18 protein-coding genes and 1 pseudogene are annotated in these 17,384 nt (G+C 44.0%); 18 read left to right on the plus strand and 1 reads right to left on the minus strand.

The genetic code is table 11. The features are described from left to right. Positions 1-5: 5 nt before the first annotated feature. The 14 genes from rnc (at position 6) to TOCE_RS05345 (ending at position 11,576) form a co-directional block, all read left to right on the plus strand. Positions 6-731, plus strand: a complete 726-nt coding sequence (gene rnc, locus TOCE_RS05280) for a ribonuclease III (RefSeq protein ID WP_013275862.1) — start codon at positions 6-8, stop codon at positions 729-731. A gap of 76 nt (positions 732-807) precedes the next feature. Continuing rightward, positions 808-1,068 carry a stage V sporulation protein S gene (locus TOCE_RS05285; RefSeq protein ID WP_013275863.1) on the plus strand — a complete coding sequence of 87 codons (261 nt, stop codon included), beginning with the start codon at positions 808-810 and terminating at the stop codon, positions 1,066-1,068. A gap of 107 nt (positions 1,069-1,175) precedes the next feature. Continuing rightward, complete coding sequence (gene smc / locus TOCE_RS05290; RefSeq protein ID WP_013275864.1) at positions 1,176-4,733, plus strand: chromosome segregation protein SMC; 3,558 nt, start codon at positions 1,176-1,178, stop codon at positions 4,731-4,733. A 22-nt stretch (positions 4,734-4,755) separates the two neighbouring features. Next, positions 4,756-5,652 (plus strand): signal recognition particle-docking protein FtsY, encoded by an 897-nt coding sequence (gene ftsY, locus TOCE_RS05295; RefSeq protein ID WP_013275865.1) that lies wholly within the window; start codon positions 4,756-4,758, stop codon positions 5,650-5,652. Between the two features lie 73 nt (positions 5,653-5,725). After that, positions 5,726-6,085 carry a YlxM family DNA-binding protein gene (gene ylxM / locus TOCE_RS05300; RefSeq protein ID WP_013275866.1) on the plus strand — a complete coding sequence of 120 codons (360 nt, stop codon included), beginning with the start codon at positions 5,726-5,728 and terminating at the stop codon, positions 6,083-6,085. Between the two features lies 1 nt (position 6,086). Continuing rightward, positions 6,087-7,427, plus strand: a complete 1,341-nt coding sequence (gene ffh / locus TOCE_RS05305; protein ID WP_013275867.1) for a signal recognition particle protein — start codon at positions 6,087-6,089, stop codon at positions 7,425-7,427. Positions 7,428-7,441: 14 nt separating this feature from the next. Beyond that, positions 7,442-7,741, plus strand: a complete 300-nt coding sequence (rpsP, locus tag TOCE_RS05310; RefSeq protein ID WP_013275868.1) for a 30S ribosomal protein S16 — start codon at positions 7,442-7,444, stop codon at positions 7,739-7,741. A gap of 3 nt (positions 7,742-7,744) precedes the next feature. After that, complete coding sequence (locus TOCE_RS05315) at positions 7,745-7,972, plus strand: KH domain-containing protein (RefSeq protein ID WP_013275869.1); 228 nt, start codon at positions 7,745-7,747, stop codon at positions 7,970-7,972. Between the two features lie 53 nt (positions 7,973-8,025). Further along, positions 8,026-8,538, plus strand: a complete 513-nt coding sequence (rimM, locus tag TOCE_RS05320) for a ribosome maturation factor RimM (RefSeq protein WP_013275870.1) — start codon at positions 8,026-8,028, stop codon at positions 8,536-8,538. Continuing rightward, positions 8,538-9,281, plus strand: coding sequence for a tRNA (guanosine(37)-N1)-methyltransferase TrmD (gene trmD, locus TOCE_RS05325; protein WP_013275871.1), 744 nt, complete (start codon positions 8,538-8,540; stop codon positions 9,279-9,281). The genes rimM and trmD overlap by 1 nt, the downstream gene beginning before the upstream one ends. A 49-nt stretch (positions 9,282-9,330) precedes the next feature. After that, positions 9,331-9,672, plus strand: coding sequence for a 50S ribosomal protein L19 (gene rplS, locus TOCE_RS05330; protein ID WP_013275872.1), 342 nt, complete (start codon positions 9,331-9,333; stop codon positions 9,670-9,672). Between the two features lie 39 nt (positions 9,673-9,711). Beyond that, positions 9,712-10,551 carry a ribosome biogenesis GTPase YlqF gene (gene ylqF, locus TOCE_RS05335; protein ID WP_013275873.1) on the plus strand — a complete coding sequence of 280 codons (840 nt, stop codon included), beginning with the start codon at positions 9,712-9,714 and terminating at the stop codon, positions 10,549-10,551. Then, positions 10,520-11,233 (plus strand): ribonuclease HII, encoded by a 714-nt coding sequence (locus tag TOCE_RS05340; protein ID WP_013275874.1) that lies wholly within the window; start codon positions 10,520-10,522, stop codon positions 11,231-11,233. Before ylqF ends, TOCE_RS05340 begins: the two co-directional genes overlap by 32 nt. After that, complete coding sequence (locus TOCE_RS05345) at positions 11,223-11,576, plus strand: YraN family protein (RefSeq protein ID WP_013275875.1); 354 nt, start codon at positions 11,223-11,225, stop codon at positions 11,574-11,576. Before TOCE_RS05340 ends, TOCE_RS05345 begins: the two co-directional genes overlap by 11 nt. Before the next feature lie 202 nt (positions 11,577-11,778). On the opposite strand, the pseudogene TOCE_RS05350 reads toward TOCE_RS05345, so the two are convergent. Continuing rightward, positions 11,779-12,449, minus strand: a pseudogene (locus tag TOCE_RS05350) (IS256 family transposase); the annotation flags it as partial. A 610-nt stretch (positions 12,450-13,059) separates the two neighbouring features. On the opposite strand from TOCE_RS05350, the gene TOCE_RS05360 reads away from it, so the two are divergent. From TOCE_RS05360 to TOCE_RS05375, 4 genes are all read left to right on the plus strand, one after another. Continuing rightward, positions 13,060-13,920 (plus strand): foldase protein PrsA, encoded by an 861-nt coding sequence (locus TOCE_RS05360; RefSeq protein ID WP_245523147.1) that lies wholly within the window; start codon positions 13,060-13,062, stop codon positions 13,918-13,920. A 154-nt stretch (positions 13,921-14,074) separates the two neighbouring features. After that, positions 14,075-15,475 (plus strand): MATE family efflux transporter, encoded by a 1,401-nt coding sequence (locus TOCE_RS05365; RefSeq protein WP_013275878.1) that lies wholly within the window; start codon positions 14,075-14,077, stop codon positions 15,473-15,475. Between the two features lie 546 nt (positions 15,476-16,021). Then, a complete protein-coding gene (locus tag TOCE_RS05370) occupies positions 16,022-16,660 on the plus strand; it encodes a cobalamin B12-binding domain-containing protein (protein WP_013275879.1) in 639 nt (212 codons plus the stop codon). Positions 16,661-16,762: 102 nt separating this feature from the next. After that, positions 16,763-17,383 carry a methyltransferase MtaB domain-containing protein gene (locus TOCE_RS05375; protein ID WP_013275880.1) on the plus strand — a complete coding sequence of 207 codons (621 nt, stop codon included), beginning with the start codon at positions 16,763-16,765 and terminating at the stop codon, positions 17,381-17,383. Position 17,384: the final 1 nt, after the last annotated feature.

Below are 17,384 nucleotides of genomic sequence, written 5' to 3' on the forward strand. Positions count from 1 at the left end.
GAAGAATGGTTTTAGATGAAAAAAGATGTGGTGAATTGAAAAAGTTGCAGCAAATCCTGGGTGTGGACTTTGATGATCTTAATATTCTTAACCAGGCTTTCATACATCCTTCTTATGCTTACGAAAAGGGGCTTTCTCACCAGGAACACAATCAGAGACTTGAATTTCTGGGGGATGCTGTGCTGGAACTGGTGATAAGCGAGTGGATCTACGATAAGTATCCCAATTATACGGAAGGGGAGCTGACAAAATTAAGAGCACTGCTGGTGTGCGAGGAAAGCCTGGCGTATCTTTCGCGAGAGCTTACTCTGGGAGATTTTTTAATAATGGGAAAAGGTGAGGAAATCACCGGCGGCCGGGAAAAAGCTTCCATACTGGCCGATACCTTTGAAGCCCTTATCGGCGCCATGTATCTTGATAAGGGTTTTGGTGCGATAACCGGTTTTGTAAGGGAAAAGTTCAAACCCGTCATGGAAAGGGCCGAAAAAGGCAAATTGTTCCCCGATTACAAGACGGCTCTTCAGGAAATGCTGCAGAGGATCTCGCCCGATAGGATAACTTATAATGTAATAAAAGAAGAGGGGCCTGATCACAACAAAACTTTTTTCGTCGAAGTCGTGTGGAAAAATAAAATTCTGGGCAGCGGCTGCGGCAAAAGCAAGAAAGAGGCCGAACAGAACGCAGCAAAAGCGGCAATACGATTCTTAAAAGACAGAAATATGGCAATATAAATTTAAAACTTAGAAGGAATTTTGTGTAAGTCATAGAATATATTAAATAAAAAATATTTAAGGGGGTATATGTAGAATGGAAGTACTAAAAGTGTCAGCTCAGTCAAAACCCAAGGCCGTTGCTGGTGCTCTGGCAGCCGTCCTGAGGGAAAAAGGGGTAGCAGAACTTCAGGCAGTGGGTGCCGGAGCTGTCAACCAAGCGGTAAAGGCAATTGCAATTACCAGAGGGTTTGTCGCTCCTAATGGTATCGATCTGGTTACCGTTCCTGCCTTTGCAGAAATTGAAATTGATGGTGAAGAAAGAACAGCAATTAAATTTATAGTAGAACCCCGATAAGTTTTTGCGAGTGAATACCTGTCTTTACGGACAGGTATTTTTATTTAGCTCTTTATATGGTAAAATCTAAGGGGTGAGCAGGGTTCAGGTAAAGGAGGTTTGCATTTTTGTATCTAAAAAGGGTCGAACTACAGGGTTTTAAATCCTTTGCCGATAGAATCGAAATAGAATTTCAACCAGGCATCAATGCCATTGTCGGTCCTAACGGCAGCGGCAAGAGCAACATAACCGACGCTATCCGCTGGGTGTTGGGGGAGCAGAGTATTAAAACGCTGCGCGGGTCAAAGCTGGAAGACGTTATTTTTGCAGGCAGTCATGGCCGAAAGCCCATGGGCATGGCTGAGGTATCAATAATCCTGGATAATTCGGACCATTTACTGCCCCTGGAGTATTCGGAAATATGTATAACAAGACGGGTGTTCCGATCCGGTGAAAGTGAATTTTACCTCAACAAGGTTCCCTGCAGGCTGAGGGACATCCAGGAGTTGTTCATGGATACGGGGATAGGTAAGGACGGCTATTCTATCATCAGCCAGGGTCAGGTGGACGAATTTTTGATTAGCAGGCCTGAAGAGAGGCGCATGATCTTTGAAGAGACTGCCGGGATAATGAAACACAGGGCCAGAAAAAGGGAAGCCGAAAAAAAACTTGAAGAGACAATGGCAAATTTAACCAGAGTTGACGATATATTGACAGAAATCGAATCTCAGCTGGAACCTCTATTTTCTCAGCGGGAAAAGGCACTGGAATACCAGAGACTTTCGAAACGGCAAAAACTGTTGGAGGTCAACCTGCTCTTACTGGACTTGGAAAGGCTTCAGGAGAAACTGGCTCAAGTTGTCTTGGACCTCTCGGAAAGGAGTTTAGCTCTAGAACAAATAAGAAATAAAAAGGCCGATTTGGGAGCAAGGCTTTTACATATAAAAAGGGAGCTGGACAAGAAGCAGGAAGAGTATGAAAGGCTCCGGGGAGAGTTTTTCAACAAAACTACAGAAAAAAAGGAAATAGAAAAGGAAAAAGAGTGGCAGAATGAAAGGCTCAAACGGTTGAAAGAAGATCTAAACATAACCGAACAAAAATTAAGCGCTTTAAACGAAAAACTGGAATCTGCTGGAAACAATTTGAACTGCAAGATCAAAGAACTCGAAGATAAAATAAGAGAAATTAACGGCGTGGAGCTAAAATTATACGAGAAAGAGAAGGCATTGACTTTTGTTGATTCGTCGATAAAAGAAAAACAGGCTACTATCGATAATCTGAAGGGTGACGTTATTGACCTTCTGAACTCCGCTTCAGAAATAAAAAACATGATTACAAGCCTCAGGACCATGAAGGACAATTTACAAAAGCGCATAGCTCAAATAGATAAAGAACTGAGCCAGATTGATGAAGCTAATTCTTTAACGTCGCGGGAATTGGAAGGTATTAACGGAAAGCTGACGGGTCTTAAGGGAAACCTTTCCGATTTAAACAAGAAACTGGAACACCTGCATAAAGTGCTCGAGGGGCAGAACGGCGAATACAGGAATACCGGGAAATTGCTGCAGGAAAAAATTATCCTGCTTAACGAATTAAAGTCCCGTTACAGAGCATTGGAAGAAATAAATCAGAATTATGAAGGCTATCAACTGGGCGTGAAAAATCTCCTTTCCCATCTGAGAAGCGGTAAAATTAATGTAAGCGGGATATACGGTACCGTTGCTGATATTATTGATACCGACAGAAAATTAGAGACTGCTATAGAGGCCGCCCTGGGAGGGGCGCTTCAAAACGTAGTTTGCGATACCGAACAGAACGCCAAAGAAGCGATAGAATATCTGAAGCGTAACAACCTAGGCCGCGTTACTTTTCTACCCCTTTCATCGGTAAAACCCAGGTTGTTAAGTCCAGGTGAAGAGTGGATCCTCTCGTTGCCGGGGTGTATAGGGCTCGCTTACAAATTGATAGAATACGATAAAAAGTTTACTCCGGTTTTGACTTATCTTCTGGGCAGGGTCATTGTTGCAGAAGATATGGACAGCGCTCTGACAATAGCCAGAAAAACGGATTTTAGTATAAAAGTCGTAACGCTGGAAGGTGAGATAATAAACCCCGGCGGTCCAATAACGGGGGGCAGCTTTAAAAAATCCAGCCTGTTTTTAAGCCGCAAAAGGGAATTCAGGGAAATCAAGGAGAAAATGGGTATTGTAGAAGAAGAAATATCCGCGCTGAAAAGCAGGATTAGTTCCCTGGAAGAAGCCATGGAAAAAACCCAAAGGTCCATCGAAACCCTCAGCCAAAACATATACAGATCCAACCTTGAGATTGCAGGCCTTGAAAAAGAACAAATGGAAAAAAAGGGTTTGATGGAGGAAAGGTTAGAAAGACAGCGGCTCTTAAAACTCGAAAAGAAGCAGATAGAAAGTGAGATAGAAGATATAGACCGTCAGATTTTAAAAGTGCAGGAGGATATAAGCTCTATAGAAGAGCAAAATGCAAAACACCAGTCCAGAGTGGAGACCCTGCAGCGGGAAATTGCAGAAAGTAAAAAATCAAAAGATGAACTTGAAACGGAAATAAACGACCTGAGAGCTGTTTTGAACTCTCTCAGGCAGCAAGAACTCGGACTCAAGTATCAGATCCAAAACCTTGAACAGAATAAGGAAGAATGGCAAAAGGAGAAGAGAGAACTAGAGCAAAATATGGATGCAATCCGAGAAGCCTTGGAATCCACCGTGGAAAAAATGCGGGAATTGCAGCTCAGGTTGGAAGATAACGCAAGAGATGAGGCAAATTTGCACAATGCTTTGATAGAGATGAAGAAACAAAAAGAAGAAGTTGAAGGAAAAATCCAGGCAATCCAGAAAGATCTGGAGCGGCTCCAGCGAGAGGAGAAAAAGGCTGAGAATGCGCTGGGGGAATACCGTGTAAGCGAGGCTTCGCTGAAAATTGAGATAGAACATATAGAAGCCAGGCTTATGGAAAAATATTCCATGTCCGTAAAAGACGCATTGGGTCTAAAACAGGATCTGGGCGGTTACGAAAGAATGAAGCAAGAGCTTTATTCCGTAAAAGATATGATTATGACCCTGGGTCCGGTTAACTTGAATGCCATCGATGATTACGAAAACCTCAAATCCAGGTATGATTTTTTAAAGAGCCAGAGGGACGACCTGCTCCAGGCAAAAATAAAACTCGACGACCTTATAAAGGACTTGACAAAAACCATGGAAGAAATGTTTTTAGATACCTTTAAGAGGGTTAAAGTGGAGTTTCAAAGAGTGTTCGTCGAACTTTTCGGAGGAGGCAAAGCGGAATTAATTTTGGACGACGAGGAAAACCCTCTGGACTCCGGGATTGAGATAATCGCACAGCCGCCGGGCAAAAAGCTACAGAACCTGACGCTACTATCCGGTGGTGAGAGGGCCCTTACGGCAATTGCATTGCTTTTTTCAATATTGAACATCAAGGCGACGCCTTTTTGTATACTCGACGAGATCGAGGCGGCTCTGGACGATGCCAATATAGACAGGTTTACACGTTATTTGAAAAAAGTATCCGAGCATACCCAGGTGATTATAATAACCCACAGGAAGGGTACAATGGAGGTGGCCGACGCCCTTTACGGCATAGCCATGGAAGAAACCGCGGTATCCAAATTAATAACTGTAAAACTGGAAGATTAAAAAGAGAAAGGATGTGGTGAATATGGGTTTTTTTGAGCGCCTAAAGCAGAGCCTTGCAAAAACCAGAAACTCCTTGGCCGAAAAAGTAGAAAGCCTTTTGAAATTCTCAACAAAAATTGATGAGGAGACCCTCGAAGAACTTGAAGAAATTCTTATAACCGCTGATATAGGTGTTGATGCCACGGAAAAACTCATCTCTCGTCTAAGGGAGAAGGTAAAGGCAGAAAAGATTAAATCTCCGGAAGAACTGAAGGAAGCCCTGAAAAACGAGATCATAAAAGTCTTTCCTGAGCCGAAGTTCGATATTATTCCCCCGTCGGTTATACTCATAGTGGGAGTAAACGGCGTGGGAAAAACCACTACAATAGGCAAACTGGCTTTTAAATTCAAATCTGAAGGCAAAAAAGTGATCCTCGCCGCTGCTGACACCTTCAGAGCGGCGGCGACCGAACAGCTTTCGATCTGGGGACAGAGAGTGGGTGTGGATGTTATAAAGCATCAGGAAGGATCAGATCCGGCATCGGTTTTATTCGACGCTATACAGGCAGGTAAAGCCCGCCGCGCGGATATTATAATCTGCGATACTGCCGGCAGGTTGCACACCAGGAAAAACCTTATGGAGGAGCTTAAAAAACTCTACAGGGTCAGCGAAAAGGAGTACCCAGAAGCGAGAATTTCGAGCTTGCTGGTGCTGGATGCCACCACCGGACAGAACGCTATAGCGCAGGCCAGGATTTTTAAAGAAGCCGTAAATATCTCCGGGATCATCCTCACAAAACTGGACGGTACGGCAAAAGGCGGTGTGGCCGTTGCCATCGCTTCGGAATTAAATCTGCCGGTGCTTTTCGTCGGGGTCGGAGAGGGTGTGGACGACCTGCAGGAATTCGACCCGAAAGCCTTTGTGGATGCGATATTTTAAATTTCAGTTGACTAGGTTTCGGTTATTGTATAAAATAAGTATGTAAAGCGTTAATCCTTTACAGGTGAAACAAATGCCGGATCTTTTGAGATTGAGCCTTTTATACGATTTTTACGGGGCTTTTTTGACCGAAAGACAAAGAGAATTTTTTGAGCTTCACTTTTTCAGCGACTGGTCTTTAAGCGAGATTGCGGATAATTTCGGCGTCACCCGCCAGGGCGTTTTTGATGTCATACACCGTTCTACCGCTTTTCTGGAAGATTGCGAGAAGAAATTGGGACTGGTTGGAAGGTTTCTTCGTATGGCGAGGGGCATGGAAAGGGTTCTGAAGTCCCTCGAGGAGCTGGAGCCTTTTATCAGCGAACAGGGTAAGACCAGGTGGAAAAGAGTGTGCGACGAACTCGCCATGCTTATAAAAGAAGGGTGTGAATGACTTGGCGTTCGAAGCCTTAACCCAAAAACTGGAAGCCGTATTCAAGAAGTTAAGAGGAAAAGGGAAGTTATCCGAGGCCGACGTGAAGCAGGCAATGCGGGAAGTTAAACTCGCGCTGCTGGAGGCCGACGTTAATTACAAGGTTGTAAAGGATTTCATTCAGAAGGTGACCGAGCGCGCCGTAGGGCAGGAGGTTTTGGAGAGCTTGACTCCCGCCCAGCAGGTGATCAAAATAGTAAACGACGAGCTCACCAAGTTAATGGGGCCGAAAGAAGCAAGACTAAATATTTCACCCTCAAAAGTTAACGTTGTCATGATGGTAGGTTTGCAGGGGTCGGGGAAAACCACCACCTCCGGAAAGCTCGGGCTTTATCTTTCAAAAAAGGGGAAAAGGCCTCTATTGGTGGCGGCCGACATATACCGCCCCGCAGCTATCAAACAGCTGCAGGTTGTGGGAGAAAAGATTGGATTACCCGTTTTTACCATGGGAGAGCAGAATCCCGTAAATATTTCCAAGGCCGCTGTGGAATACGCGTCCCGGCATAACAACGATGTCGTCATTATAGATACTGCCGGCCGGCTGCACGTAGACGACGAATTGATGCAGGAGCTCATAAACATAAAGGATGCCGTAAACCCCGATGAAATTCTCCTCGTAGTGGACAGCATGACCGGTCAGGACGCTGTAAATGTAGCCGAAACTTTCCATAACAAGTTGCAACTCACGGGGCTCATCCTGACAAAACTGGACGGAGACACCAGAGGAGGGGCCGCGCTTTCAATAAAGGCCGTTACCGGATGTCCCATAAAATTCGTAGGTATGGGAGAAAAGCTCACGGACCTGGAACCTTTTTATCCGGAGCGGATGGCATCCAGGATCCTGGGCATGGGTGATGTGCTCAGTCTAATCGAGAAGGCCACTGCCGCTATAGATCAGAATAAGGCCAGGGAGCTGGAAGAAAAAATCAGGAAAGAAGAATTCACTCTGGATGATTTTCTGGAACAGCTGAAGCAAGTCAGAAAAATGGGATCTCTCGACCAGATCCTGAGCATGATACCGGGCCTTTCGCCACAGAAGCTGCAGGGTGTGGAATTTAACGAGAAGGAACTCGTCCACATAGAAGCCATAATCAATTCTATGACCAAAGAAGAGCGCATGAATCCGAGCATTATAAACGGAAGCCGGCGCAGGAGAATTGCCATGGGAAGCGGTACCTCGGTTCAAGACGTTAACAGGCTTTTAAAACAATTCGAGCAAACCAAGAAAATGGTGAAGCAGTTGAGTGAACTGGAAAAAGGCAGAAAAAAAGGGAGATTTAAGTTGCCCTTTTTTAACCTGTAAAAGGAGGTGAAAAAATGGCGGTAAGGATAAGATTAAGGCGCATGGGGGCCAAAAAGAGGCCTTTTTACCGGATCGTTGTGGCCGACAGCCGGAGCCCGCGGGACGGTAGATTCATAGAGGAGATTGGTTACTATAACCCGCTCACAGATCCGGCTGAAATAAAAATTAATGAAGAAAAGGCCCTAGACTGGATGAGAAAGGGTGCCCAACCTACCGATACCGTAAAGTACTTATTTAAGACCACCGGTATCCTTGAAAAGTACAAAGCCCAGAAGTCAAACAACAAACAAAATTCCGATGCGAAGGAGGAATAAATCTTGATAGAACTGGTGGAGTACATTGCTAAAGCTTTAGTAGACCATCCCGAAGATGTATCGGTGAACCGGGTGGAAGGTGAGCAGTCCGTAATAATAGAATTAAAAGTCCACCCCGATGACATGGGCAAAATAATCGGGAAGCAGGGAAGAATAGCAAAGGCTATCAGAACCGTTGTCAAAGCAGCAGCCGCCAAAGAAGGCAAAAGAGTAATTGTAGAGATTCTATAATAAGGGTTAGGGGCCAGCCTAACCCTTTTATTCGACGATGGGAGGCTCTTTCCTTGAGGGAGTATATAGCCATCGGGAGGGTACTCGCTCCCTGGGGAGTTAGAGGGCAGGTCAAAGTAGAGGCATTAACCGACGACGTCAACCGGTTCAGGAAGCTAAAATCGGTTCTGGTTGAAGAGGACGAAGCTTTAAAATCTTACGTTGTAAACTCCGTAGTGTTTCTCAAAAAAGATTTCGTGGCTTTAAAGCTTGAGGGGATCGATACGGTAGAGTCCGCCGAACGCTTGAGGGGCAGGTACCTCATGGTTCATAGAAAAGATGCTGTAAAACTTCCCGAGGGACATTATTTCATCTGCGATATAATCGGCATGGAAGTTTACAGAGAGGAGGACGGCGAACTGCTCGGACGGGTTCGGGATGTACTCAAAACAGGAGCCAATGATGTTTACGTAGTCGACCTGAAAGGCGGCAGAGAATTGCTGCTGCCCGCCATAAGGGATGTCGTAAGAAAGATTGACCTGGAAAATAATAAAATGGTAGTAAAACTCATGGAGGGAATGGATTAGTGCTCTTATTTCATATCCTTACCCTTTTTCCGGAGTTTTTCGCAGGACCGCTGGATGTGAGCATATTGAAAAGAGCCCGGGAGAAGGGTCTTATAAAAATAGAGCTTTTAAATATCAGGGATTTTTCCAGGGACAAGCATAAAAAAGTGGACGACTACCCTTACGGCGGGGGTGCGGGTATGGTTATGAAACCCGAGCCCATCTTCGAGGCCGTGGATTTCGCCGTAGGTAGCGTTGAGGCCAGGAAGAGGCGAATAATATTGCTCTCACCCCAGGGCAGAATTTTCAACCAGGAAATGGCCAGGGAATTGTCCTGCGAAGAACATATAATTCTCATATGCGGCCATTACGAAGGTATTGACGAAAGGGTAAAAACCATAATAACCGATGAAGTATCACTGGGGGATTTTGTATTGACCGGCGGTGAAATCCCTGCCCTGGCTATAGTCGATGCGACCTCTAGGTTGGTACCGGGCGTTCTGGGCAGCTACGAGTCGGTAAGCGAGGAGTCGTTTTCTAACGGCCTGCTGGAATATCCCCATTATACGAGACCGGAGGTTTACAGGGGTCTTCGAGTTCCGGAGGTTCTGCTTTCGGGAAACCACAAGGAAATAGAGCTGTTCAGGCGCAGGGAAGCTCTCAGGCGTACCATGGAAAAAAGACCCGATCTTTTTAAAAAACTCAAACTGACGGAACTGGATAAAAAATTGCTGGAAGAAATGGGTTTTGGTTGTCAAGAATAATGGGTTGTGCTATAATAGGGTCTGGCATATTTAAGAAAGGAGGGAGAACATGGACTTACTTAGAGCAGTAGAGGAAGAACAGATGAGAAAGGACATACCCGACTTCAGGCCGGGAGATACGGTGAAAGTCTACACCAAAGTAGTTGAGGGAAGCAGAGAGAGAATTCAGGTTTTTGAAGGTACCGTTATTGCCAGAAAAGGCGGCGGTTTGCGGGAAACGTTTACCGTCAGAAAGGTTTCCTATGGCGTGGGAGTAGAGAGGATTTTCCCTTTACACTCACCCCGTATTGATAAGATAGAAGTAGTTCAAAGAGGTAAGGTTCGCAGAGCGAAGCTTTATTACTTAAGAAACTTAAGGGGTAAAGCTGCGAGAATCAAGGAGAGGGACTGAGATCAGTCCCTTTATTAATTTATGGGCAGGTGAAGTTTTTTGGATATCCACTGGTATCCAGGCCACATGGCCAAAACGCGAAGGATTATAAAGGAAAACCTGAGACTGGTGGATGTAGTGCTGGAAATAGTTGATGCCCGGGCACCGAAAAGCACCCATATTCCCGATATACATGACCTTATCGGCTCAAAAAAGCTGCTTATAATTATGAATAAGGCCGACCTGGCGGACGAAAAGACCACCGAACGATGGGTCAGCTTTTTTGCCGATAACGGGATGGATTCGTTGAGCGTGGATTCCCGCAGGAGGGTCGGATTTAAAAAGCTGAATGAATTCGCAAAAGAGCTTTCAGGTAAAATAAAAAGACCTTTAAGAGGCATAGTTGTCGGAGTGCCAAACGTAGGGAAGTCCTCTTTTATTAATCAAATTGCGGGCAGAAAAGGCGCGAAAACTGGAAATAAACCCGGAATAACCCGGGGTAAAATGTGGCTCAAGGCCGGGGATAAATTTGAACTGCTGGATACCCCCGGAATCCTCTGGCCCAAGATTGAAGAAGAGGCCGTTGGTTTGAAACTTGCGTTTTTGGGATGTATAAAGGAAGAATTGCTGAATGTGGAAGAGATATCGCTTAAATTGATAGGATTTTTGATGAGACGGTTCCCGGAAACACTTGTGAACAGGTACGGAGTAAATTCGAGTGAAAATCCGCCGGTGATTCTCGAGCAAATAGCCAAAAATAGAGGATTTATGGCCGCCGGCGGCAAGGCGGATACTTTCAGAGCCGCTAAGACCTTGCTGAAAGAATTTCAGGAAGGAAAACTTGGGAGAATTTCCCTGGAAGAGCCGGGTGAAGAAGGAGGACTCTGGCAGGATTTGTAGAAAAGATATAAATGCGGTAAAGGAGGCCGATACAGTGAAGCTCAACCTGGCGGCTGAGAAGAAAAGGGTTTATGAGCTTTTTGCGCGGGAAAGGTTGCTTTCGGAGAGAGGCTACCGATACATAGCAGGCGTTGACGAAGCCGGGAGAGGGCCGCTGGCGGGTCCCGTAGTGGCTGCGGCGGTTATCCTCCCTCTGGATGTTTTTATTTTGAAGCTGAACGATTCCAAGCTCTTGAGCGAAAAGCAGCGGGAAGCGGTTTACGAAGAGATAAAGCAAAAAGCTGTGGCTGTCAATTTTTCCGTGGTCGACGAAAAGTACATAGACGAGCACAATATCCTGAATGCAACCCTCCATGCTATGCAAAAAGCTGTACAGGGCCTTTCGGTAAAGCCCGATATCGTCCTGGTCGATGCCCTGAAAATCCCGGGCCTTGACGTGCAGCAGGAGAATATAATCCACGGGGACCGGCTTTGCGCATCAATCGCCGCAGCTTCTATAATTGCCAAAGTCGAACGGGACAGGATAATGAAGAATTACCACGAACTGTATCCCCATTACGATTTTTGCAACAACAAGGGGTACTGTACCAAAAAACACGTCGAGTCGATTAAAAAATACGGTCTGAGCCCTATTCACAGGAGGAGCTTTTCGATAAAGGGCTGGGATTGCGTTGAATCATAAGGAACTGGGTAAATTTGGGGAGGATTACGCCCTGAATTATTTAAAATCCAATAAATACGAAATCATAAAGGTTAATTACCGGTGCAAGCACGGCGAGATAGACATTATCGCCAGGGAGAGAAATACCGTGGTCTTTGTTGAGGTAAAAACTAGGGCTTCCGACGCTTTCGGCAGAGGTATGGAAGCCGTTGATCGCAGCAAGCAAAAAAAGATCAGAGCTGCAGCTCTAAATTTCCTGAACGAGTACAACAGGCCCATCGGTGATCTGAGGTTTGACGTCATAGACATCAAAATGAACCCCGGGAAGTTGCCGGATCTGGTTCACCTCAAAAACGCCTTTTAGGCCGCTGGCGAGCATCATGCCCAGAATCATAATGTCGGGGTCCATATTGCCATGCAATGTGCAGCTACATTATTCCCGTGAGGCATCTTCTGCGCTGTTTCAAGATACAGTGATTCTAACAATTTAAAAAGAAACTGAGATGATCAGTCGCAGCAGGACCTGTCGTCGATGGTTATACATCTTACGGGGTCCTCATTTTTTTTCGCAAACCCCTTTGTTTGAGCCAAGAAAAGAATTCACGGAAGCTTTTCCGATTCGCTGTCAAAAAGCTATGACCTAATACTTCCCGGTAGCCTTCTTCGTTTACACCAACGGCGATTAACAGTCCTCGCTGGCGAACCCGCTATCTCCCCTAACCCTTATAACCATAGCATCTACTATGACGAAGGGGAATTTCTTTTCTCTAAGAGGCCTGGAATTCCAGGCTGTAACAATAGGGTCAAGGTTTTTACATAGTTCAGAGATTGTAGATTTTGAAAACTCGGTACCGCAAAGCTCGTAGGTTATTTCTTCAATTTTCCGGGTAGATACCCCGTTAACCACCATTTCCATTAATGCCAGTAAGAGGGCTTGTTCGCTTTTCTGGTAACGGCGAAAGATGTCAGTAGTGAGCTTACCGTTGCGGAGCCTTGGAACTCTTAACGTAAGGGTGCCGACTTTGGTAACAAGATTTCTCTGATAGCAACTGTTAAGGTAATCTTTTCTCTCTTCGGTTCTTTCATAAGGTTCAGCTTTGATTTGCTCGGTGGCCTGTGCTTGTAGTATTTGGTTGAGTACGGACTCCAATAGTTTGGCCATCCCCTCATCTTTGGCTCCCTTTAAAAGTAGGTGGTGCAAAATTTCAGAATCAATGGTAATATTATATTGAGCCATTTCTCATCCCTCCAGTTAGGTTTTTGGGTTTGTCAATTTTATTCTAACCAAGGGGTGAGGGTGGCTCAACCCTTTTTTAAAACTCCCTTTTACTTAACTGACCTGTTTATTAAAGACTTTGAAATGACTTTTGATTCATTAGTTAGCCGGGTAGATAGGTTAACCCCTTTAGAAAATGCTTTAATTTTGAGAGTTATGGCGGATTACCTAATTCTCAGAAATAATAATGAGATGCTCGAAATGGGTTTATTCGAACCCTTTGAAGCCATAAATCTTACAAATTATATGAACCGAATTTTTAATAAATACGATGAAATAACCAATATAAGTGTTAGTAGCACAAACAGGCGCTATCCTCGACGAGATCGTAAAGAGAGAATTAACCAAAGGATAGGAGGGTCCTTTTACCGCTTATCTAACTGCGGCTGGCTCAATCGTATGGTCATCGTCGGGTTTAAATAAAAATTATAGACGCATAATAGATCGGAATAACATCTAGCAAAAACGGTCAATATCTGTTAACATTAATAATATGTAGTTGGTTAATTCAAATAAAAATTGTGGAGTGTGATTTAAAGTGTGGGAATTTCCGAAAATAAGACGTAAAACAGTGACCTATTTAATAATTGCGACTGCTATCCTGGCTCTAATTGCCGGCTGCAGTCCTGGGAGTTCAAAGGAAGTGGTGGCCAGGGTAAATGGTGAGGAAATCAGTAAAGATGAGTTATACGATGTGATGGTAAAATTGGTTGGGAAAGAGGCTTTGGATTATTTGGTTTCACAAAAAATCATTGATCTGGAAGCAAAAAAACAGAATATTAATGTGTCAGAGGAAGATATCCAGAGGGAACTGGAAAAGGTTTACGAATACTACGGCGGTGAAGAAGCCTTTACGCAGAATTTGCAGATGAGCGGTTATTCGCTGGAAGAATATAAAAAGGACCTGGCTATGGATATCAAAATTAAAAAGCTTCTGGAGCCAAAAATATCAATTACTGAAGAAGAGATAAAATCTTATTTTGAAGAAAACAAAGACAATTTCGCGCGGGAAAAACAGGTGAGAGCCCGCCACATTTTGGTAGAAAATGAGGAAAAGGCTAATGAAGTAATAGCAAAATTAAAGAGCGGAGAAGATTTCGCTGAATTAGCAAAGCAATACTCCACCGATACGGCAACAAAGGAAAAGGGTGGAGACCTCGGCTTTTTCGGCAGAGGGGATATGGTAAAGGAGTTTGAAGAAGCCGCGTTTTCTTTAAAGGTAGGAGAGATCAGTTCTCCGGTAAAGACACAGTATGGATACCATATCATTAAAGTGGAAGAAATAAAAGAAGCCCAGGAAGCTAATTATGAAGAGAGCAAGGATAAAATAAAAGATATACTTTTAAATCAAAAAGTTCAACAGGAATACAGCACCTGGATGCAGGAACTATACCAGCAGTATGAAGTAGAAAATTTATTGGCTGATAAATGATATGCTTTTAATTCGATAATTTATTGTAAACATGCGTTTACTTTATTAAAGTAAGCGCTGTTTTTCTATTATCATGGCCAACTTAACATCCATTTTGCAGAAAATGTTGAGGACCTTATGCTCATCTTAAAAAAACGCCAAAGGATGATGTGTTATGTATAGCAAAATGACAGCGGATGAAAAATTCAGAATAATGACACAGGAACCCGTGAACAGGCTTATTTGTTCATTAGCTGTACCTACGATAATCAGCATGCTGATTAGTGCTATATACAATATGACGGATACTTTTTTTATCAGTAAAATCAGCACTAGTGCCTCCGGGGCGGTAGGCATTTCATTTTCTTTGATGGCAATAATACAAGCTTTAGGTTTTACAATAGGCATGGGCTCTGGGAATTACATATCCCGCCTGCTGGGCCAGAAAAAAAGGGAATACGCTTCTAATGTGGCTGCAACTGTTTTTTTTACCGCATTGTTTTTGGGTGCCGTACTTACCTTCTTAGGTTTAATATTTTTAGATCCTCTGGTCTATGCTCTAGGAGCAACTCCGACGATTGCGCCTTATGCGAGAAGTTATATTAGGTATATTTTAATAGGTGCGCCTTATATGATGGCATCTTTCGTGCTCAATAATATTCTCCGCTTCCAGGGCAGCGCCTTTTTCGCGATGCTGGGGATAGCAACCGGCAGCATCCTCAATATCGTCCTAGATCCTATATTTATTTTCGTGTTTAAAATGGGTACCGGCGGAGCTGCACTGGCTACAATAATAAGTCAATTTATCAGTTTCTGCATACTTTATTACAATTCCAGGATAGGAGGCAATATTAGAATTAAGTTCAAAAATTTTACGCCAAAATGGGAAATCTACAGGGAAATTCTCAAGGGCGGTTTGCCGTCTTTCATCCGGCAGATTCTCGGCAGCACATCGATGATCTGCATGAATTTCAGCGCGCGTCCTTATGGCGATGCGGCAATAGCCGCCATGGCTATCGTAGCGCGCATCTTCCAGTTTGCAATGTCGGCAGTAATCGGCTTTGGACAGGGATTTCAGCCGGTATGCGGGTTTAATTACGGTGCCAGAAGATACGACCGGGTACTGAATGCATTCTGGTTTTGCGTTAGAACTGCTGCTGTTTTCCTGACATCGGTTGCTGTTTTCGGATTTATGTTTTCTTATCAGATCATATCAATTTTTCGAAAGGAAGATCTGGAGGTAATCAATATAGGCATAAGGGCGCTGAGATTTCAATGCCTCACATTTCCTCTCTCATCTTGGATTATTATGACAAATATGCTGCTGCAGACGATAGGAAAGGGATTCCAGGCTTCTGTTGTATCCGCTTCCCGGCAGGGGTTGTTTTTCATCCCGGCCGTTATAATCCTCCCTCGTTTGTTTGGATTGCTTGGGGTACAAATTAGCCAGTCCGTTTCAGACGTTTTTTCCTTCTTGCTCGCTGTTCCTATGGCGCTCGGCACATTGAGGGAACTGGAAGCACTGCATAATGAAGAAAAGCGAAGATCTCATGCTACTCACCTGGCGAGCACTTAGGTATGGTTACAGATATTCATGAAATCAACTGGCGTTTGCTTTCGAGTAAACGCCAGTTTTTATGTGAAGGTTTAATGGGAAGACAAGAGCAATTAAGATCTGGAAAGTTATAGATGAGCAAATTTTGGATTGAGCGGGGAGAGGAATTTGAGTAATCCAAAAAAAGGACTGAATTTTACCCAAAATATTTGGACTTGATCTACTTATGCTATTCATAAAAAATAATAATAATTAGTTAAAATTTATAAAGATAAAATAAGATTTGTTTGACAAAAAATAAAAATCGTGTTATATTATTATGGGATTCATAAATATATTAAATTGTGAGCATAATTAGACAAATTCAACTTAATCAGGGAACAATAAAAGCCATGTCCTTGCAAAAAGAATTTTTTCAAAATTATTGTTTTTCCATCCAATAACACTGTGCCATCCCCCTTATCAGAAAAAATTAAAATGATTTTAAGCTTGAAATCCGCTTATAATAGCGGATTCAAGTCATGCAATTATTTATTAAAGAAAAATTAAAAGGAGGTATCTACCAGGATGGCAAGCTTAGAAGAATTAGCACAGGCTGTATTGGATGGTGATGAAACACAAGTTGTAGAACTTACAAAGAGTTTATTGACCAGTGGAGTAAGCCCGAAGGATGTCATCGACAAGGGTCTGATGGCGGGCATAGACAAGGTTGGTGAACTGTTCAAGAACAACGAGATGTTTGTGCCGGAAGTCCTGCTGTCTGCCGCGGCGCTGAAAGCCGGAATGGAGCTGGTGTTAAAGGAGAGCCAGCAAGGAGCTGAGGTGACTACTAAGGGTACAGTCGTAATGGGCACTGTTGAGGGCGACCTGCACGATATTGGTAAAAACTTGGTATGCATGATGCTGGAAAGCAACGGTTTCAAGGTTTACGACCTGGGCGTGGATGTGAAACCGGACAAATTTATTGAGGCCGTAAAGCAGTATCAGCCGGATATTGTAGGTATGTCTGCTCTGCTGACTACCACCATGGTCAATATGAAAACTACCATAGATGCTCTGGCTGCAGCTGGACTGAGAGACAAGGTAAAGATACTCGTCGGTGGAGCGCCCGTCAACCAAAAATTTGCCGATGAGATCGGCGCTGATGGATACGCACCCGATGCTGCTGCAGCAGTCGAAGTTTGCAGAAAATGCCTGGCTGGGTAATAAGACTGATTTACTAATTAGGGGTGGTAAGGCCTGCAGGATGGCCTAAAACAGGGTGAGCCTACATAAAAAATGGATTTTTAAAAAAGAGGGGGAACCCATATGGATTACAAGCCGGTTAAAACGTTTAGCGAACTGGCGATAAAATCACTTGATGACTTCGTATACGGGGTTGCGCCCAATCCCGTGAAAGCAAAAAACGGGATGGTAATAGGCGGAGGATCCGTTTATCCTGAGATAAATATGACCCTTCCACCGATGAAAATTGATCAGAGCACTATTTCTGAAGTTTATAGGCAGTATTCGGAAATGATAGAAGGTATTCTCAAGAGGGCGAAGGACCTTTACGCTCCCGGCATCATTGTGGAAGTGGAGCTGCTCCCGGAGACCACGATGAAGCCAGAATGGGGCTTCGAGATCAATAAGATCTTACTGGATAAGATGAGGGAGTACCAGGAGAAGTACGGCCTGAAGAGCCTTCTAAGGTGTACTCCGAATGACGTCAGAGAGATGATCAGACCGCCGTTTATGAGGCGCGGTGATATGGAAAAAGGTGAAGTGACGGTACTTCCGCGTGAGAAAAAGTGGCTGGACATCATTAGTTCTCAGATTGAAAGAATACCCGACGATGAAGAGAAGTTCTGGCACGAAATTCAGAAGGAACTTGATCTCACGAAGTGGAGACCTGAGGAATATGATTTAGAGGTCTCTACGACGAAATAGA

This window comes from Thermosediminibacter oceani DSM 16646, from assembly GCF_000144645.1.
In the GTDB taxonomy this organism is placed as follows: domain Bacteria; phylum Bacillota; class Thermosediminibacteria; order Thermosediminibacterales; family Thermosediminibacteraceae; genus Thermosediminibacter; species Thermosediminibacter oceani.

Bases quoted from the DNA above. Each gene is read 5' to 3' on its own strand.
- rpsP (WP_013275868.1), top strand. From the start codon at position 7,442: ATGGCGGTAAGGATAAGATTAAGGCGCATGGGGGCCAAAAAGAGGCCT.
- TOCE_RS05285 (WP_013275863.1), top strand. From the start codon at position 808: ATGGAAGTACTAAAAGTGTCAGCTCAGTCAAAACCCAAGGCCGTTGCT.
- TOCE_RS05365 (WP_013275878.1), top strand. From the start codon at position 14,075: ATGTATAGCAAAATGACAGCGGATGAAAAATTCAGAATAATGACACAG.
- rnc (WP_013275862.1), top strand. From the start codon at position 6: ATGGTTTTAGATGAAAAAAGATGTGGTGAATTGAAAAAGTTGCAGCAA.
- TOCE_RS05370 (WP_013275879.1), top strand. From the start codon at position 16,022: ATGGCAAGCTTAGAAGAATTAGCACAGGCTGTATTGGATGGTGATGAA.
- rplS (WP_013275872.1), top strand. From the start codon at position 9,331: ATGGACTTACTTAGAGCAGTAGAGGAAGAACAGATGAGAAAGGACATA.
- ftsY (WP_013275865.1), top strand. From the start codon at position 4,756: ATGGGTTTTTTTGAGCGCCTAAAGCAGAGCCTTGCAAAAACCAGAAAC.
- ylxM (WP_013275866.1), top strand. From the start codon at position 5,726: ATGCCGGATCTTTTGAGATTGAGCCTTTTATACGATTTTTACGGGGCT.
- TOCE_RS05375 (WP_013275880.1), top strand. From the start codon at position 16,763: ATGGATTACAAGCCGGTTAAAACGTTTAGCGAACTGGCGATAAAATCA.